The organism is Priestia aryabhattai B8W22 (genome assembly GCF_000956595.1).
GTDB classification, from domain to species: domain Bacteria; phylum Bacillota; class Bacilli; order Bacillales; family Bacillaceae_H; genus Priestia; species Priestia aryabhattai.
On record NZ_JYOO01000039.1, the window covers coordinates 22,034 to 43,131 of the forward strand.

Annotated in this window: 21 protein-coding genes, 1 pseudogene and 1 riboswitch; of the genes and pseudogenes, 8 read left to right on the plus strand and 14 right to left on the minus strand. The window is 39.5% G+C overall.

Annotated elements, in window-relative coordinates:
• Positions 1 to 156: 156 nt before the first annotated feature.
• From N178_RS26410 to N178_RS22405, 4 genes and pseudogenes are all read right to left on the minus strand, one after another.
• On the minus strand, positions 157 to 237 hold the full coding sequence (locus tag N178_RS26410; RefSeq protein ID WP_272946353.1) for a YjcZ family sporulation protein: 81 nt from the start codon (positions 235 to 237) through the stop codon (positions 157 to 159).
• Positions 238 to 563: 326 nt separating this feature from the next.
• Positions 564 to 1,882, minus strand: a pseudogene (locus N178_RS22395) (TrkH family potassium uptake protein).
• A gap of 3 nt (positions 1,883 to 1,885) precedes the next feature.
• Positions 1,886 to 2,545 carry a potassium channel family protein gene (locus tag N178_RS22400; protein WP_028415014.1) on the minus strand — a complete coding sequence of 220 codons (660 nt, stop codon included), beginning with the start codon at positions 2,543 to 2,545 and terminating at the stop codon, positions 1,886 to 1,888.
• A gap of 124 nt (positions 2,546 to 2,669) precedes the next feature.
• Positions 2,670 to 2,814: riboswitch (cyclic di-AMP (ydaO/yuaA leader) on the minus strand.
• A 115-nt stretch (positions 2,815 to 2,929) separates the two neighbouring features.
• Positions 2,930 to 3,388, minus strand: coding sequence for a carboxymuconolactone decarboxylase family protein (locus N178_RS22405; protein ID WP_045295000.1), 459 nt, complete (start codon positions 3,386 to 3,388; stop codon positions 2,930 to 2,932).
• Positions 3,389 to 3,508: 120 nt separating this feature from the next.
• On the opposite strand from N178_RS22405, the gene N178_RS22410 reads away from it, so the two are divergent.
• Positions 3,509 to 3,964 (plus strand): Lrp/AsnC family transcriptional regulator, encoded by a 456-nt coding sequence (locus tag N178_RS22410; RefSeq protein ID WP_045295001.1) that lies wholly within the window; start codon positions 3,509 to 3,511, stop codon positions 3,962 to 3,964.
• 457 nt (positions 3,965 to 4,421) lie between these two features.
• On the opposite strand, the gene N178_RS22415 is transcribed toward N178_RS22410, so the two are convergent.
• Both N178_RS22415 and N178_RS22420 read right to left on the minus strand, forming a co-directional pair.
• A complete protein-coding gene (locus tag N178_RS22415; RefSeq protein WP_045295003.1) occupies positions 4,422 to 5,324 on the minus strand; it encodes a peptidyl-prolyl cis-trans isomerase in 903 nt (300 codons plus the stop codon).
• Complete coding sequence (locus N178_RS22420; protein WP_045295004.1) at positions 5,321 to 6,604, minus strand: S1C family serine protease; 1,284 nt, start codon at positions 6,602 to 6,604, stop codon at positions 5,321 to 5,323. Before N178_RS22420 ends, N178_RS22415 begins: the two co-directional genes overlap by 4 nt.
• Before the next feature lie 222 nt (positions 6,605 to 6,826).
• On the opposite strand from N178_RS22420, the gene N178_RS22425 reads away from it, so the two are divergent.
• Both N178_RS22425 and N178_RS22430 read left to right on the plus strand, forming a co-directional pair.
• Positions 6,827 to 7,498 carry a response regulator transcription factor gene (locus N178_RS22425; RefSeq protein WP_045295005.1) on the plus strand — a complete coding sequence of 224 codons (672 nt, stop codon included), beginning with the start codon at positions 6,827 to 6,829 and terminating at the stop codon, positions 7,496 to 7,498.
• Positions 7,495 to 8,844: a sensor histidine kinase gene (locus N178_RS22430; protein WP_045295007.1), complete on the plus strand. Its 1,350-nt coding sequence runs from the start codon at positions 7,495 to 7,497 to the stop codon at positions 8,842 to 8,844. Before N178_RS22425 ends, N178_RS22430 begins: the two co-directional genes overlap by 4 nt.
• A gap of 35 nt (positions 8,845 to 8,879) precedes the next feature.
• Here N178_RS22430 and cuyA read toward each other — a convergent pair whose 3' ends face one another.
• The gene (gene cuyA, locus N178_RS22435) at positions 8,880 to 9,872 is read right to left on the minus strand and encodes a D-cysteate sulfo-lyase (protein WP_045295009.1); all 993 of its coding nucleotides are present in this window, start codon (positions 9,870 to 9,872) and stop codon (positions 8,880 to 8,882) included.
• Positions 9,873 to 10,022: 150 nt separating this feature from the next.
• Here cuyA and N178_RS22440 point away from each other — a divergent pair, with 150 nt between their 5' ends.
• From N178_RS22440 to N178_RS22450, 3 genes are all read left to right on the plus strand, one after another.
• Positions 10,023 to 10,541, plus strand: coding sequence for an acyl-CoA thioesterase (locus tag N178_RS22440; protein WP_013058600.1), 519 nt, complete (start codon positions 10,023 to 10,025; stop codon positions 10,539 to 10,541).
• 74 nt (positions 10,542 to 10,615) lie between these two features.
• The gene (locus N178_RS22445) at positions 10,616 to 11,296 is read left to right on the plus strand and encodes a GntR family transcriptional regulator (RefSeq protein WP_045295011.1); all 681 of its coding nucleotides are present in this window, start codon (positions 10,616 to 10,618) and stop codon (positions 11,294 to 11,296) included.
• Positions 11,293 to 12,234 (plus strand): DMT family transporter, encoded by a 942-nt coding sequence (locus tag N178_RS22450; RefSeq protein WP_045295013.1) that lies wholly within the window; start codon positions 11,293 to 11,295, stop codon positions 12,232 to 12,234. The genes N178_RS22445 and N178_RS22450 overlap by 4 nt, the downstream gene beginning before the upstream one ends.
• A 41-nt stretch (positions 12,235 to 12,275) precedes the next feature.
• Here N178_RS22450 and N178_RS22455 read toward each other — a convergent pair whose 3' ends face one another.
• The 3 genes from N178_RS22455 to N178_RS22465 all read right to left on the minus strand — a co-directional run bounded on the left by N178_RS22455 (position 12,276) and on the right by N178_RS22465 (position 14,927).
• Positions 12,276 to 12,854: a suppressor of fused domain protein gene (locus tag N178_RS22455; protein ID WP_013084584.1), complete on the minus strand. Its 579-nt coding sequence runs from the start codon at positions 12,852 to 12,854 to the stop codon at positions 12,276 to 12,278.
• Between the two features lie 222 nt (positions 12,855 to 13,076).
• A complete protein-coding gene (locus N178_RS22460; protein WP_045295015.1) occupies positions 13,077 to 14,177 on the minus strand; it encodes a M24 family metallopeptidase in 1,101 nt (366 codons plus the stop codon).
• Positions 14,178 to 14,252: 75 nt separating this feature from the next.
• On the minus strand, positions 14,253 to 14,927 hold the full coding sequence (locus tag N178_RS22465) for a hypothetical protein (protein ID WP_045295017.1): 675 nt from the start codon (positions 14,925 to 14,927) through the stop codon (positions 14,253 to 14,255).
• A 537-nt stretch (positions 14,928 to 15,464) separates the two neighbouring features.
• Between N178_RS22465 and N178_RS22470 the strand changes: the two genes are divergently transcribed.
• Together N178_RS22470 and N178_RS22475 are read left to right on the plus strand one after the other, a co-directional pair.
• Positions 15,465 to 16,196: an LCP family protein gene (locus N178_RS22470; protein WP_411305340.1), complete on the plus strand. Its 732-nt coding sequence runs from the start codon at positions 15,465 to 15,467 to the stop codon at positions 16,194 to 16,196.
• 223 nt (positions 16,197 to 16,419) lie between these two features.
• Positions 16,420 to 16,788: a cupin gene (locus tag N178_RS22475; protein ID WP_234483765.1), complete on the plus strand. Its 369-nt coding sequence runs from the start codon at positions 16,420 to 16,422 to the stop codon at positions 16,786 to 16,788.
• A gap of 24 nt (positions 16,789 to 16,812) precedes the next feature.
• Here the strand turns inward: N178_RS22475 and N178_RS22480 are convergent, their stop codons facing one another.
• The 4 genes from N178_RS22480 to N178_RS22495 form a co-directional block, all read right to left on the minus strand.
• Complete coding sequence (locus tag N178_RS22480) at positions 16,813 to 17,334, minus strand: NAD(P)H-dependent oxidoreductase (RefSeq protein ID WP_045295020.1); 522 nt, start codon at positions 17,332 to 17,334, stop codon at positions 16,813 to 16,815.
• A gap of 122 nt (positions 17,335 to 17,456) precedes the next feature.
• Positions 17,457 to 18,212 (minus strand): YwaF family protein, encoded by a 756-nt coding sequence (locus tag N178_RS22485; RefSeq protein WP_045295021.1) that lies wholly within the window; start codon positions 18,210 to 18,212, stop codon positions 17,457 to 17,459.
• Between the two features lie 170 nt (positions 18,213 to 18,382).
• On the minus strand, positions 18,383 to 19,906 hold the full coding sequence (locus tag N178_RS22490) for an ABC transporter permease/substrate-binding protein (protein WP_045295022.1): 1,524 nt from the start codon (positions 19,904 to 19,906) through the stop codon (positions 18,383 to 18,385).
• Positions 19,906 to 20,856 (minus strand): ABC transporter ATP-binding protein, encoded by a 951-nt coding sequence (locus N178_RS22495; protein ID WP_028410979.1) that lies wholly within the window; start codon positions 20,854 to 20,856, stop codon positions 19,906 to 19,908. The genes N178_RS22490 and N178_RS22495 overlap by 1 nt, the downstream gene beginning before the upstream one ends.
• Between the last annotated feature and the right edge of the window lie 242 nt (positions 20,857 to 21,098).

The window sequence follows — 21,098 nt, forward strand, 5'->3', positions numbered from 1 at the left end:
CTATTTCAAAAAAAACCATGCTTTCGCATGGCTACATACCGATTAGATGAATGAGTAGAGGAACTCATTGTTCGGCAATATTGAAGAAATTTTTGGTTTTTACTTCCGCCTAGTATGCCCTTTTTGACGGGGGCTATGCGCAAATAAAGTTAACGTTTAAAAGCGAAAGCAAGACGCACCTACAATAACAAGTAAAACAAATAACACAACGATTAACGCAAAATTTTGTTTTCCCACGTACCATCCCTCACTTCCTGTTATCTACTTTTAGTGTATGCAACAGCTTGGCAAAATGTTTAGGACAGGGGTGCGGATTTTTTCAACGTGAAAAATCTTCAAAATTCCCCAAAAAAGTGAATCATATTTTTGATTCTTTCGTTATATATAGTAAGAGATTTTTTTACTATAAAAAAGGGGGACCTTTAATGCGCCGACATTCCAAATTGCCCATTGTTCTTGTCTTTGCCTTCTTTTTATTCATCGCAACTGTTTTGTGCGTAACCTCTTATATGTCTTGAACGTATAAATAATATAAAAAAATCGCCTCATCGAAGGCGATTTTTCTATCCTAGCATTATATCTTCGTTTGGATAACGAACGGCTTCACGCTTTTGCTTAGATAATGAAAACGCAAGCGTTAATGGACCCACTTTTCCTAAAAACATGATAAAGATAATAATCACGCGTCCAAAGTACGAAAGTTCAGGAGTCGCTCCCATCGATAAACCTACTGTTCCAAACGCAGAAACAACTTCAAACATAATTTTTACAAACGGCAGGTTTTCCGAAATATTCAACAGGAAGATGGCTCCAAACACAAATATAATTGAAATCATCGTAATGGCTAGGGCCTTAAACACATGAAGAGGAAGAAGACGTCTCTTTAGCAGCACAATATCTTCCCTGCTTCGTAAAAATGCCCATACAGAAAAGACAATCACCACAAACGTCGTGAGTTTGATACCGCCTCCTGTTGACGCACTTCCTGCACCAATGAACATTAACAAAACCATTAAAAAGACCGTTGCGTCATGCAGGTGAGCTAAATCAATCGTATTAAAGCCAGCGGTTCTTGTTGTTACCGCTTGAAAATAAGAAGCCCATACTTTGTCTCCTAATGATAAATTTCCGAGCGTATGCGAATTGCCGTACTCTAAGAAAAAATAAAAAGCATGGCAATCACGTTAATGGCGAACGTGCTGATAATCATAATTTTTGAATGCAGCGTTAGTTTTTTATACGATTTTTTCACCCACATATCAGCAAGGACGGTAAAGCCTAACCCACCAATAATGAACAAAAAAGAAATCGTTATGTTAATAATAGGATCTCCTACATACTGAACTAAGTTATCAGACAGTAGTCCAAACCCTGCGTTATTAAAAGCCGAAATCGAATGAAACAAGCTAAAGAACAGCCCCTTAGACCATCCGAATTCCGGAACCCAGCGTATCGCTAAAAAAATAAGTGCAGCAAACTCAATTAAAAATGAAAAGATGAATAACCTTTTAACTAGCAGCACAACTCCACCGACGCTCGTCTGATTTAATGCCTGCTGAACGAGCATACGCTCTTTAAATCCAATTTTTTTACCTAGCATCATAAAAATCAGCACGGCAAATGACATAATGCCAAGACCGCCTATTTGAATTAACAGCATAATAATCGTTTGACCGATGACGGTAAAACGCGTGCCTGTATCTACGACGGCTAAACCGGTTACTGTCATAGCGGAAGTAGACGTAAAAAGGGCGTCTACCCACCGAATTGGCTCGGTGGTAGAAAAAGGCATCATCAATAGAAGAGCACCGATAATAATTCCTCCGCCAAAAATGGAGACAAGCAGCTGCGGAGGAGTGAGTTTAATGATTTGTTTTTTCATAAGTTAAACTCCTTCTTCTTCAAAACGGTTCAAATCGCGATTATGTCCGATGACAATAAGCATATCTCCTTGTTCAATTATTTCATGCGCGGTAGGCGAAATCACCATTTCCCCGTCTTTTCGCTGAAAGCCGATAATATTGCAGCCGTACTTGGCACGGATATTTAAATCAAACAGCGTTTTATTATGAAGTTTCTTAGAGGCGACAATTTCGACAATACTATAATCCTTTGACAGTTCAATGTAATCAATGATTTTTTCTGACACCACGTGATGAGCAATCCGCTTAGCAATGTCGCGCTCAGGGTGAATGACTTTGTCCGCTCCTATTTTCTCCAGCACTTTTTGATGATACATATTCACCGCTTTTACCCATACTTGCTTAACGCCCATATCTTTTAAAAGCATTGTTGCCAGCACGCTTGCTTCGATATCATCCCCAAACGAAATAAGAGCATGATCAACATTGCGGATACCTAGCCCTTTTAAGCTAGCTTCATCAATTGCGTTCGCCTGCACAACATATGTAGCTGAGTTGCTATATTTCTTTACTACCTCCTGATTGCGGTCAATAGCGAGCACATCCACATCCAGATTAGCAAACTCTTCAACCAAACTTCCTCCAAAACGACCTAATCCCAATACAGCAAACTGTTTTTTCATAATGTATTTATTCCTTTCTTCAACTGCTGTGTGTTCTCTTAGCTTATACTTTTTCTAAAAAATTACATCTTTTTCTTAAAAAAAGCGCAAAAAAACACAGGAAGGCTCCTGTGTTTTTTTACACTCTTCCCCCTCAAAACGCTTGCGAAGTTAGCTGTCGGGTTCGGGTTTTAAGAGTAACCCTACCTTTTTAAGGATTCACCCCAGAGCACAATATGTGCGTAAATAATGGGTCCTCCGCTCCGTAATGGATTAAGCGATTTTTATTCAAATGTCTATGTTCTATTTTTTAGAATAATCGATTCGATTCATGATACGTTTCACTTCACGAAAGCTATCTTACTCCTGTGGATTTTGTCTGTCAAGATATTTTTAAGGAAGACATTACTTGCGCTGCAAACTGCAAAAATCATATAAATCTAAACTGACAATCAGTTTATGAAATTGATCAAACAAATTAATAACAGCCAAAAGCTCTAACAGCTGCGTATCACTGTAAAATTTCTTTAATTGATTCATATCAGCATCCGTCAAATCCCTTGGACGCACCCGGTATACATCAATAAATCGAAACAGCAGTCGATCTTTTTCTTCAATTTCTTCTTCTCTTAATACTTTTTGATTAAGCGTCTCATCACCTACATATGACATGCTCATACACGTCTCACAGCCATTCACACCTGCTAGATAAAGCCTGATTTTTTCCTTTGTCTCTCTTTTTACTATATCGCTGTTCCAAAGCTTGTCGTATAGCTCATCATACAACCTTTTTACATGCGGAATTAAATTTAGTGCTTTTTCAAAATTTGTTCCCTCTTCGTTTGTTAACAAAACTCTTGCCATTTTTTACTCACTCCTTTTTAATTATTATAGTAAGAAAAATAGAAATTTCAGATAACATATAAAACATATTATCTTCTGTTACTAATCAAATGAAACGTTAATAAGAAAGAAGGTTTCCAATTGAAAATTGATGAAATTGATTTATCGATTTTGCAGGCGCTGCAGCAAAACAGCCGTCTTTCCTTAAGAGAGCTAGGAAAACAAATTAACCTGTCTCCTCCTTCAGTGGCAGAGCGAGTAAGACAGCTAGAGAGCTTTGGTGTTATAAAAGGATATACAATCGATATTGATTATGAAAAGCTGCAGTTGCCCGTGTCTTGTTTTATTGAAGTAACCATGAAAAACGGAGAGCACGAGCGTTTTAAACGATTTATTTCTCAGTATCCGTATGCTTTATTCTGTGAACGCATCGCCGGGCAAGCCTGCTTTATTACAAAGCTTCAGCTTCCTCACCTGCACGTACTCGAACAATTTATTAATGAAATTACACCTTATGCCAAAACGATTTCACACATCGCCCTTTCCCATGTAGAGATGTCTTCTGCATTATTGAGTCATTTAAAAGATGAAAAGTGATTGAAACGTAATGAAAGCAGTCTACTCTAAAAGCAAACAATAGGATAAATATGCTCGTATGAATCACTTTTGACACCGCTGTTGATTTCCGTACCAGGCTTCGCTTTCCGCTTTTCCTGCAGGAGTCTTCGCCTTGCCCTCCAATCAACAGCTAGAAGCAACTAAATAGATGAAACATACGTTCACCATACTAACGAAAAAATCCGAACGATTCATCGTTCGGATTTTCTTTCTACTAAACTACTTTTGTCCCAGCCTCTTTTATTCGTCCAACAGCATAAAAAATAACCCTCCAAAGCTGGAGGGTATAAATTTTCCGAATAATGAAAGTTTTACAACTTCATTTTATCAGGTGCCGACATTTCTGTCTACTTAAAAATGTAAAAGAGCTCTCTATTAATAGAAAGCTCTTTTACCTGCTTGTTTTTTGAAAACAATCAATCTATATAAAAGGGAACTACCTAAGGTTGAAAGTCACGTGAAACCTTGGCAGTTCATCCTGGATATACCGGTTGATATGATTCAAAACAAGTTCTTTCATCATTTCTTCTTTGACTTCTGATTCCGTTTTTTTATCTTTTTGTTTTAAAATAAGAATATAATAGACTTTACCCATTTTAATAGGCTCACTACTCTCTCCGATGTGCTGTTTTTTTAAAACATCTATAAAAGAGGGAGATAGACTTGAAAGCTTTAGATTATCATCATTCTCTATTGTGCTGATTGTCTGAACATCAGCATATTTTTTTTGAACGTCTTGAACCGATGTTACCTTTTTCAGTTCAGCCGCAACGACATCGGCATCATGTAAAGTCGGGAAAGCCAGCCGCGTAAAAGATACGCGTGTTAGATCGTTTTCAATACGTTTATAGTAAGCAGTTAGTTCATCAGACGTAATTTGTTTACGGAAATATTCTTCTAATTTAAATTGATTCGTTAGCTGGCCGGTTACATCACTAGAACGAATATTTAACACTTCATAACCTTGTTTTCTTGTATCCAGGTCATATGAGCGTTTAATTTGCTTCCACATATCCTCGACTTGTTTTTGTACTTTATCACTCGTCTTTGGATGCGAAATTAAGATTTTTTGCATAACAAGCTGCCGCAATAACTCTTTGCGGTAGCTTGTATCATTTAGCGGGGCATCTGGATTTAAGAACCCTTCAACGGCTAAAAAACGGTTGAATTCTGCTCCTGTCACCTTGCCTCCCTCATACGCTGCCACTCCTTTGGCAGAAGATAGCTGACTAATTTCTACAGAAGGAAACATCGTGTTTGAATGCTTCTCTCCGCATCCTGCCAAAAATCCGAACGCTGTTAATACTGCTAGCAGCAGCTTTAACGGTGTTGAACTCATCCATTGTTATCCTGCTGTGCTGAAAGCTTCAGAGAAATGGTTTGTTTTTTTCCATTTCGGTACACGTCTAATTTTACCGTGTCTCCTACTTTGCGTTTTGTATATAGATATTGACGTAAATCACTGGATGTTTTGACTTCATTTCCATCGATGGCAACAATCACGTCTTTTGATTGTAAACCTGCATCAGAAGCAGAAGAGAACGGTTCAACCGTCGTTACGACAACTCCTTCAGACGTATCGCTTGTTAGGCCTAGCTGATCTTGTTTTGTTGCAGCTGAAAGCTGACCTACATCTTGAAGACCTACCCCCATATACGGACGCGTTATTTTTCCGTTTTTCATCAGCTGTTCAATCGTCGGCTGCACTTCATCACTTGGAAGAGCAAAGCCAATGCCTTCTACATTGTCTTCTGAAATTTTCATACTGTTGATACCAACTACTTCACCGGAAGAATTGATCAAGGCACCGCCGCTGTTTCCTGGATTAATCGCCGCATCCGTTTGAATTGCGTCTACGTTCCAATTCTCTGAAATAGGGACAGAGCGTTTTGCTGCGCTCACGATACCTTGTGTGACCGTACGAGAAAATTGTTCACCAAGAGGGTTACCGATTGCAAGAACCGTTTCACCCGCCACTAAATCTGATGATTTTCCGAACTTCGCCACTTGTTCAACATTTTTATCGGACATTTCAAGCACCGCTAAATCCGTTAGCGCATCAGCTCCGACAATTTTAGCTTTTTCTTTTTGCCCATTTGAAAGTGACACTTCTACTTCGCTTGCGCCGTCAATAACGTGGTTATTGGTCACAACGTATGCTTTTCCATTTTCTTTTTTGAAAATAACACCGGAACCCGTTCCTGCTTCTTGCGTTTGAGTATCTCCAGAAAATGGATTTGTTTGCTGCTGGATATTGTTCACGCCTACAACAGCGGCTGATACTTTATTTACAACTGAAACAAGATCTGACTGATTCACGGTTGTGCTTACTGTTCGAGGCGTTGTGCTCGTTGTTGTTGCGGTCTGAGTCTGCGTTGTTTGATTCGTTTGATTCGCTGTTTGCGTATCCGCTGAATCCATTAACCCTAGCTGCGGAGCGCCGTATAGCACAATTCCTCCCCCTAGTACTGCTCCGGCGATGGAAGATGCGATCACTGGAAATAAGCGTCTTTTTGGAGGCTGTGACGACGATGAAGGCTGATACTGATCATAGCGCTGCTGGCGATTTTCATATTCTTCTTTTCGTTCTTCCTCTCTTTCATAATCACGTGGATCCATGAAAAACACTCCTTTTAACGTAGCAAATTTTATGTTATCTATACTATAAAATAAAAGTTTGGGATAAGTATCAAAACAATATGTGAAATTGTGAAAAATTTCTTTATAACAGCAAACACGTAGTATAATAGCGGGTACATAGACCTTTAAAGAAACGCCCATAGATGGCGTAATGTGCTTCATTTACCTTAATTTTCATATATTCAGAGGAAGGTGTCAAATTTGAGCTTTACACTATATTTAGTAGAGGATGAACAAAATTTAAACGAAGTTTTAACCCTTTACCTTCAAAAAGAAGGCTGGGACGTTCGCTCATTTTTTAACGGCACGGACGCAAAAGAAATGATTGCAGCTCCTCCGCATCTGTGGATTTTAGATATTATGCTGCCTGACATTGACGGGTATCAGCTTATTCGCGAAATCAAGCAGCAAACGCCACAGGTGCCTGTTATTTTCATTTCAGCACGCGATGCCGATATTGACCGAGTTCTTGGACTTGAAATGGGCAGCGACGACTATTTATCAAAACCTTTTTTGCCGCGTGAACTAGTTATTCGAGCAAACAAACTGCTAAACCTCGTATATGGTTCCAATCAAAAGAAAACCGATACCATTACGCTGACTCCTTATGAAATCGATTTACATACGCGTACAGTCAGTGAAAATGGAAAACCGATTGATTTGACGTCTAAAGAATTTGATTTTCTTGTCACTATCTCAAAAGACCTTGGACAGGCTTTTTCACGGGAGCAGCTGCTGAATCTCATTTGGGGAGAAGATTATTTCGGCACAGACCGAGTGGTGGATGATTTAGTAAGGCGCGTACGTAAAAAAATGCCGCAAGCACGAATTGAAACAATTTACGGATACGGATACCGGATGATGAAAGCATGAAAAACAAGTCTCTTGCATTTCAAATTTGGCTCGTCATCTCCGGTATTTTACTGCTTATTTCAATTTTGCTCGCTATTTTATTCCCAACGACGCTCAGGCAGTTCTTCACGAATGAAATTTATACCACTATCGAAAATGAACAGCATATTTTAAAAGAATACGGCCTGCCAAGCCGCTCAGGTGAATACTACTTTAGCAATGAAGACAGTGAACCAACACTTGGCAATCGAACCGTGGATCATATTTTATTGCCTGAACACGCGGATATCTCTTATTTTTCATCACGGGTGTTGCCTCAAGACTTTTTGAGAAAAGCACAGGAAGATGCAATCAGTCAGCGAAAAATTGTCGCTCGCTATGAAAAAGATCTCGGCAACCGGACGCTTTTTTACGTGATTCGAAAAGTAAGCGTAAACGGACAGCCTGCTTTTTTGCTTTCATTTTCCTGGGATACGTATCGCAACGCGCTCACTTCTACTCTTTTTAAGCAACTGCTTCTTGTAATTTCAATTGTATTTCTATTCAGCTGGCTTCCATCTATTTGGCTGTCAAGATACTTAAGCAAGCCGCTTGTATCGCTTGAAAAAGATGTAAAAAAAATCGCCGAACAAAATTGGCATGAGCCTGTTACAGTCAACCGTTCCGATGAAATCGGCAAGCTAGGCGCGTCCATCGAGCAAATGCGCAAAAGGCTCGTATCTAAAGATGAAGCACAGCAAACGCTGCTTCAAAATATTTCACACGATTTAAAAACACCGGTAATGGTTATTCAAAGCTACGCTCAGTCGATTCAAGACGGCATTTATCCAAAAGGTGATTTATCTCAAACGTTAAAAGTCATTGAAGATGAATCCAAAAATCTTGAGAAAAAAATCCGCGATTTGCTTTACTTAACCAAGCTTGACTATATGTCCACTCACCAGCTTGCACAAGACGACTTTGATTTTACTGCTCTTCTTCATGAAGTAGTGGATCGCTTGCGGTGGAGGCGCCCTGAAATACAGTGGGAATTTGACGACGCAAACGCAACGATTAAAGGAGACAAAGAGCTGTGGACAAAAGTCCTTGAAAATGTACTCGATAATCAGCTGCGCTATGCCGATACGAAGGTTTCACTTTCGCTTGCTAAACACCAAACGAACGTTCAATGTACAATCAGCAACGATGGTCCGCCAATTGATCAAAGCGTGCTTGAACACTTGTTTGAACCATTTAAAAAAGGAGCAAACGGTGAATTCGGTATTGGTTTAAGTATCGTAAAGCGTATTGTTACGATGCACGATGCAGCAATTACGGCTGAAAACACAGACACCGGAGTGACGTTTTCACTTACTATTCCTATATAAACTAAAAAAGCAAGGGAGTCGAATCCCTTGCTTTTTTATGAAAAAATCGATGTATACGCATAAAGAGCCGGTGAGCCCCCGGAGTGGATGAACACCACATTCTCATCTTTTTTAAAATAACCCTTTCGAATTAAATCAATTAGACCAGCCATCGCTTTTCCCGTATACACAGGATCCAATAAAATCCCTTCCGTACCGGCCACAAGTTTGACTGCTTCTACCATCTCTTCTGTTGGAACAGCATAGCCTGGACCTACATATTCATCCATACAAACAATATCTTCTTTTTTAAAAGTCGTTTTGCTATGTAAATGTTCATAAAGTTCGCTCGTTAGCTTGGCAACTTTCATTTCTTGCTCTTCTTTAGCACGACTCACATTCATTCCAATAACAGACACGTCACTTTGAAGACTTTGAAAGCCTGCCACTAACCCTGCATGCATGCCTCCGCTTCCGCTTGTGCAAACTACGTGGCTAAGCTTTATTTGCTGCTCATAGCTTTGCATAAGCATCTCTTGTGCGCAGGCAGCGTAGCCTGTTGCACCGATAACATTTGAACCTCCTACTGGGATTAGGTACGGCTTATGACCTTTTTCACTTAGCTCGCGCGCTACTTTTTCCATTTCCGCTGTCAAATCCGAACCTTCAGCGACAAACCGCATGTCATGAGCGCCTAATAAATGATAAAGAAAATAGTTCCCCGTCGGCTGATCGCTTGCTTTATTTTCTCCTTCTTCTAATACGAGCACGCATTTCATTTGTTCTTTTACAGCAGCAGCGAGCGTCAAACGACAGTGATTGGATTGTATCGCACCGCACGTTACAAGCACGTCTGCTCCTTGCGCTTTTGCATCAGCTACTAGATATTCAAGCTTACGCGTCTTATTTCCGCCCCCTGTCAGTCCAAGCATATCATCGCGCTTCATATAAATTGAAGGTCCATTTAACTGCTTTGATAAAACTGATAGCTTTTCTAAAGGTGTAGGGGAATCCGTATATTTTCTTCTAGAAAATTGCGTTAAGTTCATACTCTCATCCTCTCTTTCGTATTTGCTCTATTTTACCATATAGAAGCTTTTGAAGAGCTTTTTACGAAATGGCTTTCTATAACTTGTATACATAAGAACAAGTAGTCAACATACATTAAACCATATAAACAGTTTGAAGGAGTGTTTTCAATGAGTGAAAAAGCAGTACTTTGCAGCGTCTCACGAGTAGTCAAATCACAGCACATTTTTCCAAATGACCTGAACAATCACCACACCCTTTTTGGCGGAAAAATTGTCGCTGATATGGACATGACGGCTTCTCTTTCAGCAGCTAAACATTCCAGAAAGTCGTGTGTTACAGCTTCCATTGATCACGTTGACTTTATCGAGCCCGTCACCGAAGAAGATTTTATTTCATATGAAGCATTCGTTGTTGTCACAGGAAAAAGCTCCATGATTATTTTTGTTAAAGTCATTGCCGAAAATTTGTTAACGGGCATTAAACGTATTGCTGCAACTTCTTTTCTCACCTTTGTTGCACTAGAAAATGGAAAGCCCGCCCCCGTTCCTCAAGTTATTGCTCAAACCGAAGAAGAAAAAAGCCTTCAAAAAGTAGCTCTTGAACGAAAAGAGTCCAAAAAAACGCAGGTTGAGCACAGCAAAGCGATTGCGAGCATCTTATCTAAGTCTTTGCGCAGCAGTAATTAAGCTCTTCATCTAAAAAGCAGCTGTCTGCTTTTTAGATGAAGTTTTTTAGATTTCACATTGTTATTTAATATAATATGCGATATATTGGTTTTATGAAAAATAACATTCAACCCCTCAAACGACTTTCCCTACGGGAGGAAGTCTATCAAACACTTAAACAAAATATTGTTATGCTTGAATTTCAGCCGGAACAAAAGCTTCAGGATAAAGAACTGGCTGAGCAATTTGGAGTTAGCCGCACTCCTGTTCGAGAAGCATTAAAAAGGCTCGAAGATGAAGGCCTTGTCCAAACGACACCTGGCTCTTCTACAAAAGTGGCTCCATTAAACCTTGAGGAGGCAAAACAATCTTTTATTGTCGTCGCAGCTCTTCATGCACTTGCTGCTAAGCTGGCCTGTACTTCGCTACAAGAAGAAGATATGGGCGAACTAATCAAATACAACCAATCTCTAGAACATGCAATCAAAACAAGAAATGTACTTGAAGCGATCGAAGCGGATGAAGCATTTCATTCCGTTTTTTTAAACCGAGCGAATAATGTAGAGCTAGAACGTGTTGTAAAACAGACAAGCGCCAAAATTCAACGTCTGGAAATCGCTCGCTTTTCTTCTCTTGGTAGTCTTGCTTCCGTTGATCAGCACAAAGAAATCATAAACGCTTGCCGTCAAAAAGATGCCGCCCTAACATCACAGCTTGTCGAAACAAACTGGCTCACATTAGGTGAAGCGTTGACAAATGAGGAGGAATCAACGTGAAGCCTCTTTTATTAGGCATCGCTGCATCATTCTTTTTTGCTTTTACATTCGTTTTAAATCGAGCGATGGATTTATCTGGAGGCAGCTGGGCGTGGAGCGCATCTCTGCGCTATTTTTTTATGGTACCTCTTTTGCTTGTGCTTGTTTATTTTTGGGGTGGTATCAAACCTGTGGTGGCAGAAATAAAAGCCCAGCCGCAAAAATGGCTGCTGTGGAGCACGGTTGGATTTGGTTTATTCTACGCTCCTCTTTGTTTTGCTTCAGCCTACGGTCCCGGCTGGCTTATTGCAGGAACTTGGCAAATCACAATTTTATCGGGATCTCTCCTAGCTCCTTTGTTTTACAAGGAAGGAAAGAAGCGAGGAGGCATTCCTTTCAAGCAGCTAGGTTTTTCGTTTATTATTTTAATAGGCGTTGTGCTCATGCAGCTTGAGCATGCGACTGAACTGTCGGCCTCTACTGCCTTGCTTTGTACCATTCCCATTTTAATTGCCTCTTTTGCGTACCCGCTTGGCAACCGTAAAATGATGGAGGTATCGTCACTTAATACGTTTCAGCGCGTGCTTGGAATGACGCTTTCAAGCCTGCCGTTTTGGATTATTCTTTCTGTCTATGCCTACGTCACCGATGGGCTGCCAAAAACAACTCAGATATATCAAAGCAGTTTAGTTGCTTTACTTTCAGGAGTATGTGCAACGGTTTTATTTTTTGCAGCAACTGACCTTGTTAAAAAAGATTCTCACAAGTTAGGTGCAGTTGAAGCTACACAATCGATGGAAGTTTTATTTGCCCTGCTAGGAGAGGTCTTCCTTCTATCAAGTCCTTTGCCATCGTTTCTTTCTTGGGTTGGAATGGGAGTTATCGTAGCAGGCATGGTGCTTCACAGCTACCAAACGAGTCATAAAAAAGCTATACCGCAAAAAGAATTGACCTACTAATCAATAACAAAAAAGAGCGTCTCAGTCGGCGCTCTTTTTGTTTATACAACAGATCTTCTTTCTAAATTGAAGACATTCACCTGCTCAGCATCAAAGCGGCTTAGCAATGAATCTACTCCGTACTCAAGTGCAAAAGCACGTTCATTTTCTGAAATCGGAACGGCCTGCAGAAACGTTACTTTTTTATCAGATAGTTCAATCGTTGAAAAATTATCCCATAAAAACGGCGGAATCAGCAAAATGTGCTGCATATGAAAGCTGTCATCAAGGACTGCAATAACGTCTTTATAAATAGCTCCTGGGAAGATGGAGACATGAGATTTCATCATATGGAAAATACAGTTTGCTAAAATAGCAGAATAAATACCGAATTCTTCATGACAAGCCCCAACGATTTCAATTCGAAGCGGGATCCCTCCAACTGTATAGCCTGTCGGACATTGATGTCCACCGAGCGTTGCATATGCGGTTACGTCTTGACGCGGATGATTTTCACACGCCACAACATGAATACCATGCTTTTTTCGTTCATCTGAATAATCTTCAATTCGGTCCTTTTGACCAAATACATCTATTGCTTTATGTATAATTAATTCTTCATCTTTTGTAAAATTACTCATAAAAAACCTCCTTGCTTGCGACCTTAAAAAGTCCCCTACTGTACAGCATATACTACAGCACTCGCTTACGATATAGTTTTTAGAAAATGTGATAGAAATGTTATCGTTTCGTAACATACTATGAAATTGTCTCAAGAAGCAAACAAGAAACCTTAACCAATTTTTTCTTTTCTCATAAAAAATAGAGCCTGCACCATGGCAGCCTCTATTTTTATGACATTATTATGAAATAATTTGTAATTCTTTTGGGTACTTCGTTAACGTTTCGTATCCATCCTTTGTAATGATTACATCATCTTCAATACGCACGCCTCCAAGTCCTTGAATATAGATACCCGGTTCAATCGTATACACCATGCCTTCTTGAAGCACATCATTATTGTTGCGGCTCATTGAAGGAAACTCATGCACGCTGATACCAAGACCATGACCAAGACGATGCAAGAAATATTCTCCATATCCTGCTTCTGTAATAATATCGCGTGCTACCATGTCCAAGTCGCCAATGCGAGTGCCGGGCTTGGAAGCTTCAAGAGCTGCCTGCTCGGCGCGCTGTACCGTTTCATAGATTTCTTTTTGCTTATCATTAATCGACTTGTAAGCGACTGTACGCGTGATATCTGAACAGTATCCGTCTAACACTACGCCTAAATCGAATAGAACCATATCTCCTGGCTTTAACGTGCGAAGACCTGGGTTCCCGTGCGCTTCTCCCGTTTTTTCACCAAATAAAACCATCGTTGAAAACGACATCTCACGAATTCCTTTTCGCTTTAGCTCGTATTCAATTTTAGCCAGAACATCCATTTCCGTAACGCCTTCTTTTAAGGCAGCTACGCCTACTTCCACGCCAAAATCAGCTAATGCAGCTGCCTTTTGCAGAATCTCAACTTCACGCTCATCTTTAATTAAACGCAGCTGATTTAATTTCTCTTCTGCTCCGACTAGCTCAGCATTTGGATATAAATTAAGCAGTTCTTCAGCTCTCGCATACAGCAGCTGTTCTTTCTCTACAGCAACCTTTTTTACATCTATCACGTTTCGTTTATGTAAAGCTTCTTTAATAAGTTCCCAAGGATTTTGATGATCTTCATATCCGATCACATCAAATTTCCAGCCGGCTTCTTTTGCTTGACCCACTTCCATTGATGGACAAACAAGCATCGGCTCCGCTTTATTAAATAAAAACAAACCAAGCAGACGCTCATGCGGATCCGTGTGAAATCCTGTTAAATAAAATACGTTTTCAGTTGACGAAATAAAGGCCGTTTCTACATTCTTTTCCTTCAGCCATGATACGACTTTTTGCAAACGTGCTTCCATTAAAAAAACCCCTTTCATTGTGCAATATTACTATTATAACATAGTTATTTAGCAATATTGTACAATGAATAGAGGTTAAGACAAAGCCGCGTGAAGAGTAGTAAGCTGCTCTTTAATCGCTTTTCGCTGAATACTTACTTTCATCAGCCAGCCATTTTCTCCGTATCTATAAATAAATTCGTACGTACCTTTAGGAAAATATTCTTTTACCAGCATGTCTCGGTTTTCAACAAATCCCGGATCGCCAATAAAATAGTTACCTTCTTCAAGCGGGAGCTCATGAACTTTTTTTTCTAGCTGCTTCTCTTCGTCTTCGTCATCATCTATCACAATGTGCAGACCACTTTCATCACGCACAACGTCAAATTCACCGTTTTGTTCAAGCTCAAGCACCGGCACCACTTGTCCATTTACCGTTAGCAGCTGCTTAGTTCCTTCAAGGACCTGGGACCAATGATCATCGTATAAAGTAGAAGAATAAAAAATATAGCCCTGAGATTTATATAATAAAAGCAACTGTTCAAAATGATTTTTCACTTGTTCTTTATCAAACAGAATAACAAAATGCTTTCGATAGAAAAAACTTGTAAAAGGCAGAATAGACGATTGATTAAGCTCTTTAATTATTTCAGCACTATCCTTACCTGAAATAATAGCTCCGGTCAATTCCCCCGCGCCATAAGGTTTCCAATGACTTAACGCCACTTCTGGAATCAGCACAAGGTTCGAAGATGACACATATATACTCATTCGCTTCACTCCTTTTTCCTACACTTAGACCTATATTTGATTCTCAACAAACAGAGACTTTTCTCATATTCCACTCTTAAAAGACAGAACTTTTTCCCTAACTATGATAGATTATAACAAATATCCTCGAAAAAAATAACCTTTATTTCCTCTTTCTTCTATTTATACCCTTCTCTTATTTTAGCTGTCTTCGCCCATTTACTCGTGAACGTACTTGCTAATCTAATTCCTTAGTGTTAATTTTATTATGTCGTTTTATAATTTTTTGCATAATTGGTTTCAAACAAAAAAGTATTAATATTTTTGAATGCGATGGTGAGACATTTGGAAGAACGTACAGAACGTAAACAACATAAAAGAAAAAAGCAAAGAAAAAAGAAACGCTTTAGAAAGCTACTTCTTTTCTTTCTCATTCTTGTAATCGCCGCTGGTGCATATGTGTATTATCAATACCAACAAGGGTTAGCAGAAGCAGACGGAGCTTTTGGGAAAGATGGACAGTTTGATTTTAATGGTGCAAGTGCCAATTTAGATAGCATGAATGTGCTGCTTCTTGGAATTGACTCTCGAGGTGAAGAACATTCGCGTGCCGATACAATTATGATTGCTCATTATGACAAAGACAGCAATCAGCCTAAAATTGTTTCTTTGATGCGTGATTCATATGTGGATATTCCTGGACATGGCAAAAACAAATTAAATTCAGCCTATGCATTTGGCGGGCCCGAATTAATGCGTAAGACAATTAAAGAAAATTTCGGCGTAGATGTAAACTATTATGCCGTTGTTGATTTTAAAGGTTTTTCCAAAGTTGCCGATACGATTGCCCCTGAGGGGATTACGGTTACCGTGCCACACGAAATGTCATCAGGAATTGGCATGACCCTAAAACCTGGAAAACAAACTCTTCACGGAGATAAATTACTAGGATACGTGCGATTCCGCCATGATAGCCAAAGTGATTTCGGGCGCGTGAAGCGTCAACAAGAAGTGATTGGTAAATTAATGGATGAAGCTCTTCAAGTAAAGACACTGGCGAAAGCTCCTAAGCTATGGGGCGTCATTGATCCATATGTGGATACAAATATTCCTCCAAAAACATTTATTGTGATAGGAAAAGATTTTTTAGTTGGAAATCAGCCAAATTTAAAATCTCTTCGTTTACCGGTTGAAGGTTCCTATTCAAATGAACGAATATCCGGTATTGGTGCTGTTTTAAGCATCGACCTGGAAGAAAACAAACAAGCGTTACAGTCATTTTTAAATTAGGAAAAGGTGTCCATTAGAGGACACCTTTTTTTATACTATTCAAAAAAACTTCTGTTTTTCCTCCCTATCCTTCAAAAAATTTTCAGCTTCGACAAAAAATGGAGATGAAATGGAGCTATTTTCTAGAAAACAGCTGTTTCTTTGAAGTTCTATTTTTTCTTCTGTATGCGTATATGAAAGGAGAAGGACTTCTTTTTTTATATTTTTTAACCAAGGAGATGAAATGATGAAATTATATGGTTTTCAATCTGAAGAAGAGCGTTCCTTTCTTCATTCTACCTATAAAGTAAACCCATTACTTTCTCATACCGGAGATGTCAAAATCAGCTTTTTATCTTTTCAAGAAAATGATTATACACCTCGTCAAGAAGCTACGATTCCACAGCTTCTTTTAGTCGTTCACGGGGAAGGCTGGGTAGCTGGCGATAACGGACTGAAAATTTATATCAAACAAGGTGAATCAGCATTTTGGAGAGCCGGGGAATCTTTTGAAGTCGGGAGTCTAACGGCTATGACAGGATTACTAATTGAAGGATTGGATATTGCTCCTCAAAAGCTGCTTACTTCTTTCTCACGAACAAATGTAAATTAAAAAGCCGCTGTGACGCGGCTTTTTTTATTGTCTTAATAATTGAGCGTAGCTTTCTGCACTATCTTGAATGACTTTTTCGCTCAGTCCACCGCCTGCTCCTTGAAATAAAAACGGAGTTTGGAAATTCATGCCTGTTAAATTTGCCGTAGCTTGAAACGGAAGAAGCAGATTATTCATTGGATAACGGTTGTAGCCGCCTTCTTGATAAGCTTCTGCAGGTCCTCCTGTCGAAGTAGCTACGATAAACTCTTTTCCATGAAGTTTAGTACCTTCGCTGCCATAAGCCCATCCGTATGTTAAGACAACATCTTGCCACTCTTTTAAGAGTGCTGGTGAGCTGTACCAGTAAAACGGAAATTGAAACACAATGCGATCGAATTGAACAACTAACTCCTGCTCTTTTTCTACATCAATTTTGAAATCGGGATAGTTTGCGTATAAATCATGAACGTGTACATTCTCTTCTTTCTTTAACCGCTCTGCCCACGCTTTATTAATGCGAGAAGATGCTAAATTTGGATGCGCTAAAATAACCAGTGTTTTCATTTTGATACTCTCCTTCTGATGTCTGTGCTTGCTTTATTCTTTTCTATTTTTTACGTTTGCCTCTAACAGCTTGTTCAGGCGTTTTTTTCCTTTTCATTCAGGAAATCCTAGCTAGTTTACACTTATAAATTACCAGTATTAGCATTTCTCTTCAACAAAATTGATTTCCCTTTGATTTTCTTATGTACCCAAAACGGCAGATAAAGAACAAGAAAGCTAAGAATTATGATTCCTTCAATCCATACTAAATACCAAGGGTGAGGTCCAAGAACATCCAACAAGGAAGCGTGCTCTGGCTTTCTCATCATGTATAAATAATTCGCACCGAGTAAACGATTCATGGCATAGATAAAACCTCCGTACAGATTAACAAATACTACGCTTACCCATAAAGAACGAAACGTCGGCTCATATCTGCAGGCAGCAATTAGTATACAGCAAGCAAGCACCACACCGCCATGCGATAAATAGAACTGCACATAGCGAAACTGGGCATACGCATAGCCGCCAAGGTCTGGGGTAATCATCGCTTGAACAGAGCTGCTGATTCCTGCGAAGTACACAAAATAAAAAAGAAACCGGCTTTTGGTTATCAGCACAACAGCAGCCAGCAGCACGACTATATCACTGAGCTGAAGAGGCAAGGAAGTTTCAACCGACCACTGATGACATCCGATTTCCCAAGCCTGGTAGGCCGTTTCTGAAGCAATTAGAACAAATGAAAGCAAAACGAACGCAAACCTCTTTTTTCGCAGCTGCTTTCGCCACAAAAAAATAAATGCTCCTATGATCACAATAATGGCTAAAGTTACAAGATGTTCAACTGAAAAAAGCTGAAAAGAATGTTGTACAGGGTGACACGTAAAAAATGAATTCATAACGGCATCTCCTCTCCATCAGAAAACAAATTTGGTACCTTTAGCTTGTTCATAAGACCTCATTTTCATTAACGCTTCTCTCACATTAAAAAGAGATTGAAACATAACGAAATCACGCCCAAAAAAAGATCCGAACGATAAATCGTTCGGATCTTTTTTTTGTTTCATTTTTATTTTTTAATTAATCCTTTTTTCACTAAGAATTGATGAGCGACTTCTTCAGCCGTTTTTCCTTTTGCGTTTACTTGATAGTTCATTTCACGCATTTCGTCGTCACTGATTTTACCGCCCAGTTGATTTAAGATTTTTTTCAGTTCAGGGTGCTCTTTTAGCGTATCTTCACGAAGCACAGGCGCTCCTTGATACGGAGGGAAGAACTGCTGGTCGTCTTTTAAGACTTTTAAACCAAACTGTTTGATTTCAGGATCCGTTGCGTAAGCATCAAGCATGTTAATATCGCCTTTTTCTACAGCGCGATAGCGAAGCTTCGGCTCCATCGTTTTAATATTCGGGAAGGTAAGGCCATATTCTTTTTGAAGGCCTACGTAGCCGTCTTCACGATCTTTAAACTCAAGCGTAAATCCTGCTTTTACTTTATCTGTTGCATTTGCCAAATCTGAAATGGTCGTTAGATTATTTTCTTTGGCAAATTCTTTTGTCACGGTCAATGTGTACGTATTATTAAACTTCATTGGATCTAAATAGACAAGGCCGAATTTCTTTTGAAATCCTTCTTTTGCCTGCTTGTACACCTGTGTTTCATCTTTGCTGTCCGGCTGTTCCTTTAGATGCGTCACAATGGCTGTACCCGTATATTCAGGGTACAAATCAATTTCCTTGTTACGCAGAGCCTCAAATACAAATACCGTTTTCCCAAGCGACGAACGAAGATTTACTTTCATATCGGTTTGATCTTCAATTAATTCTTTGTACATATTAATTAAAATATCTTGTTCTGCGCCAATTTTCCCTCCGATAACAAGGTCTGGTTTTGTTGCGCTCATCGCTGCAAACGGAGAAACAAGAATAAGTATTAACACGATAATCATAATGAACGAGCGTTTTTTGGACCCTTTTTTTGCTGAGTGTTCAATCGTTCGCAGAATTCCATCAAAAATAAGCGCTAATAATGCTGCTGGAATAGCTCCTAATAAAATCAAACTATTATCGCTTCGGTCAATACCAAGCAAAATTAAGCTTCCGAGTCCGCCCGCTCCGATAAGAGCCACGATTGTCGCTGTACCAATAATGAGTACCATCGCTGTGCGAATTCCGGCCATAATGACAGGAAGTGCTAGAGGAAGTTCTACTTTGATTAATCGTCTCCACGAGTTCATCCCCATGGCTTTGGATGCTTCAATTAAAGATGGGTCCACTTCTTTAATTCCGGTATATGTATTTCGTACAATAGGAAGAAGCGAATATAAAAACAGTGCAATAACCGCGGGAAAGGTTCCAATTCCGACAAGAGGAATCAGTAATCCTAATAAAGCGAGTGAAGGAATGGTTTGCAGTACGGCTGTTACGCCAATGATCGGTTCAGCTATGCGGTCATGCCTCGTTAAGTACAGTCCGAGCGGCACTGAAATTAATACGGCAATAACAAGAGCCAGTACTGAAATTTGAATGTGTTCAAGAAGAGCTTGAAACAGTGCATCTCCTCGTTGATCTAATAATGTGCTTAGTGCATTCATTACAGCGTTCCTCCTTCTTTCGTTTTATCAGAAAGAAACGCTAATAGAGTTTTGCGCGTTACAACGCCAATACGTTTGCTCCCTTTTTTCACGGCTATTGCTTCATGGTCGTAAAGGGCGTCCATTGCCTGCTGAACAGTGGCGGTTGAAGCTAGCTCTTCAGTAGGTTCTACGTCTGGCTGTTCACTTTCTTTGACAAACATATCTAATGTCTCAAATAAAGTATTCCCTTGATTTCCAATAAATGTTTTTACAAATTCATTTTTAGGCTTTTGAATGAATTCCTCTGGGGTTCCAACTTGAACAATTTCCCCATCTTTCATCAAGCAGATACGATCTCCAAGCGTCATCGCTTCGCTCATATCATGCGTAACAAACACAAATGTTTTTTTGATTTTTTCTTTTAAGCTAATAACATCTTGCTGAAGCTGTTCGCGGCTTAACGGATCGAGGGCGCTAAAGGGTTCGTCCATTAAAATAACGGGGGGATCAGCTGCGAGGGCACGTGCTACACCTACACGTTGCTGCTGGCCACCTGAGAGCTCAGACGGCTTTCGGTTTCGATACTGCTTTGGGTCTAGTCCTACCAAGGTAAGCAGTTCATCAATGCGCGTTTTGATTTTGTTTTTCTTCCAATGCTTCATCTCCGGTACAATGGCTATATTTTCAGCAATGGTCATATGAGGAAAAAGAGCAATCTGCTGTAGGACATAACCAATGTTCCAGCGTAGCTCATGTATGTTGTGGTCCGATACGAGCTTATCTTTTATGTATAGTTCTCCTTCGGTAATATCATGAAGACGGTTAATCATTTTTAAGGTGGTGGTTTTCCCACATCCACTCGGACCAATTAAAACGAAAAACTCTCCTTCTTTAATTTCTAGATTAATATTTTTCACGGCGGTCGTACCGTCTGGATATTGCTTTGACACATTCTTAAACGTAATCAAATTATCGTTCACACTCCCTGTTGAAATTTAATCCCTAGTTTCGTGTACCCAATACTTAGAGGCAATAAACATTCTTTTAAGAATATTTCTAAATATGATTCATAAGACATAGTCGAAAAGATACACATGTTTTTTCACGGCCTCCTAATAAGGCTATCAAACTGTTAAAGTGTTCACAAGGCGGGGAAGAATAATTCGGAGAATACTTTTAAAGCCAACATAAATAAAAAAACTCTTCTACT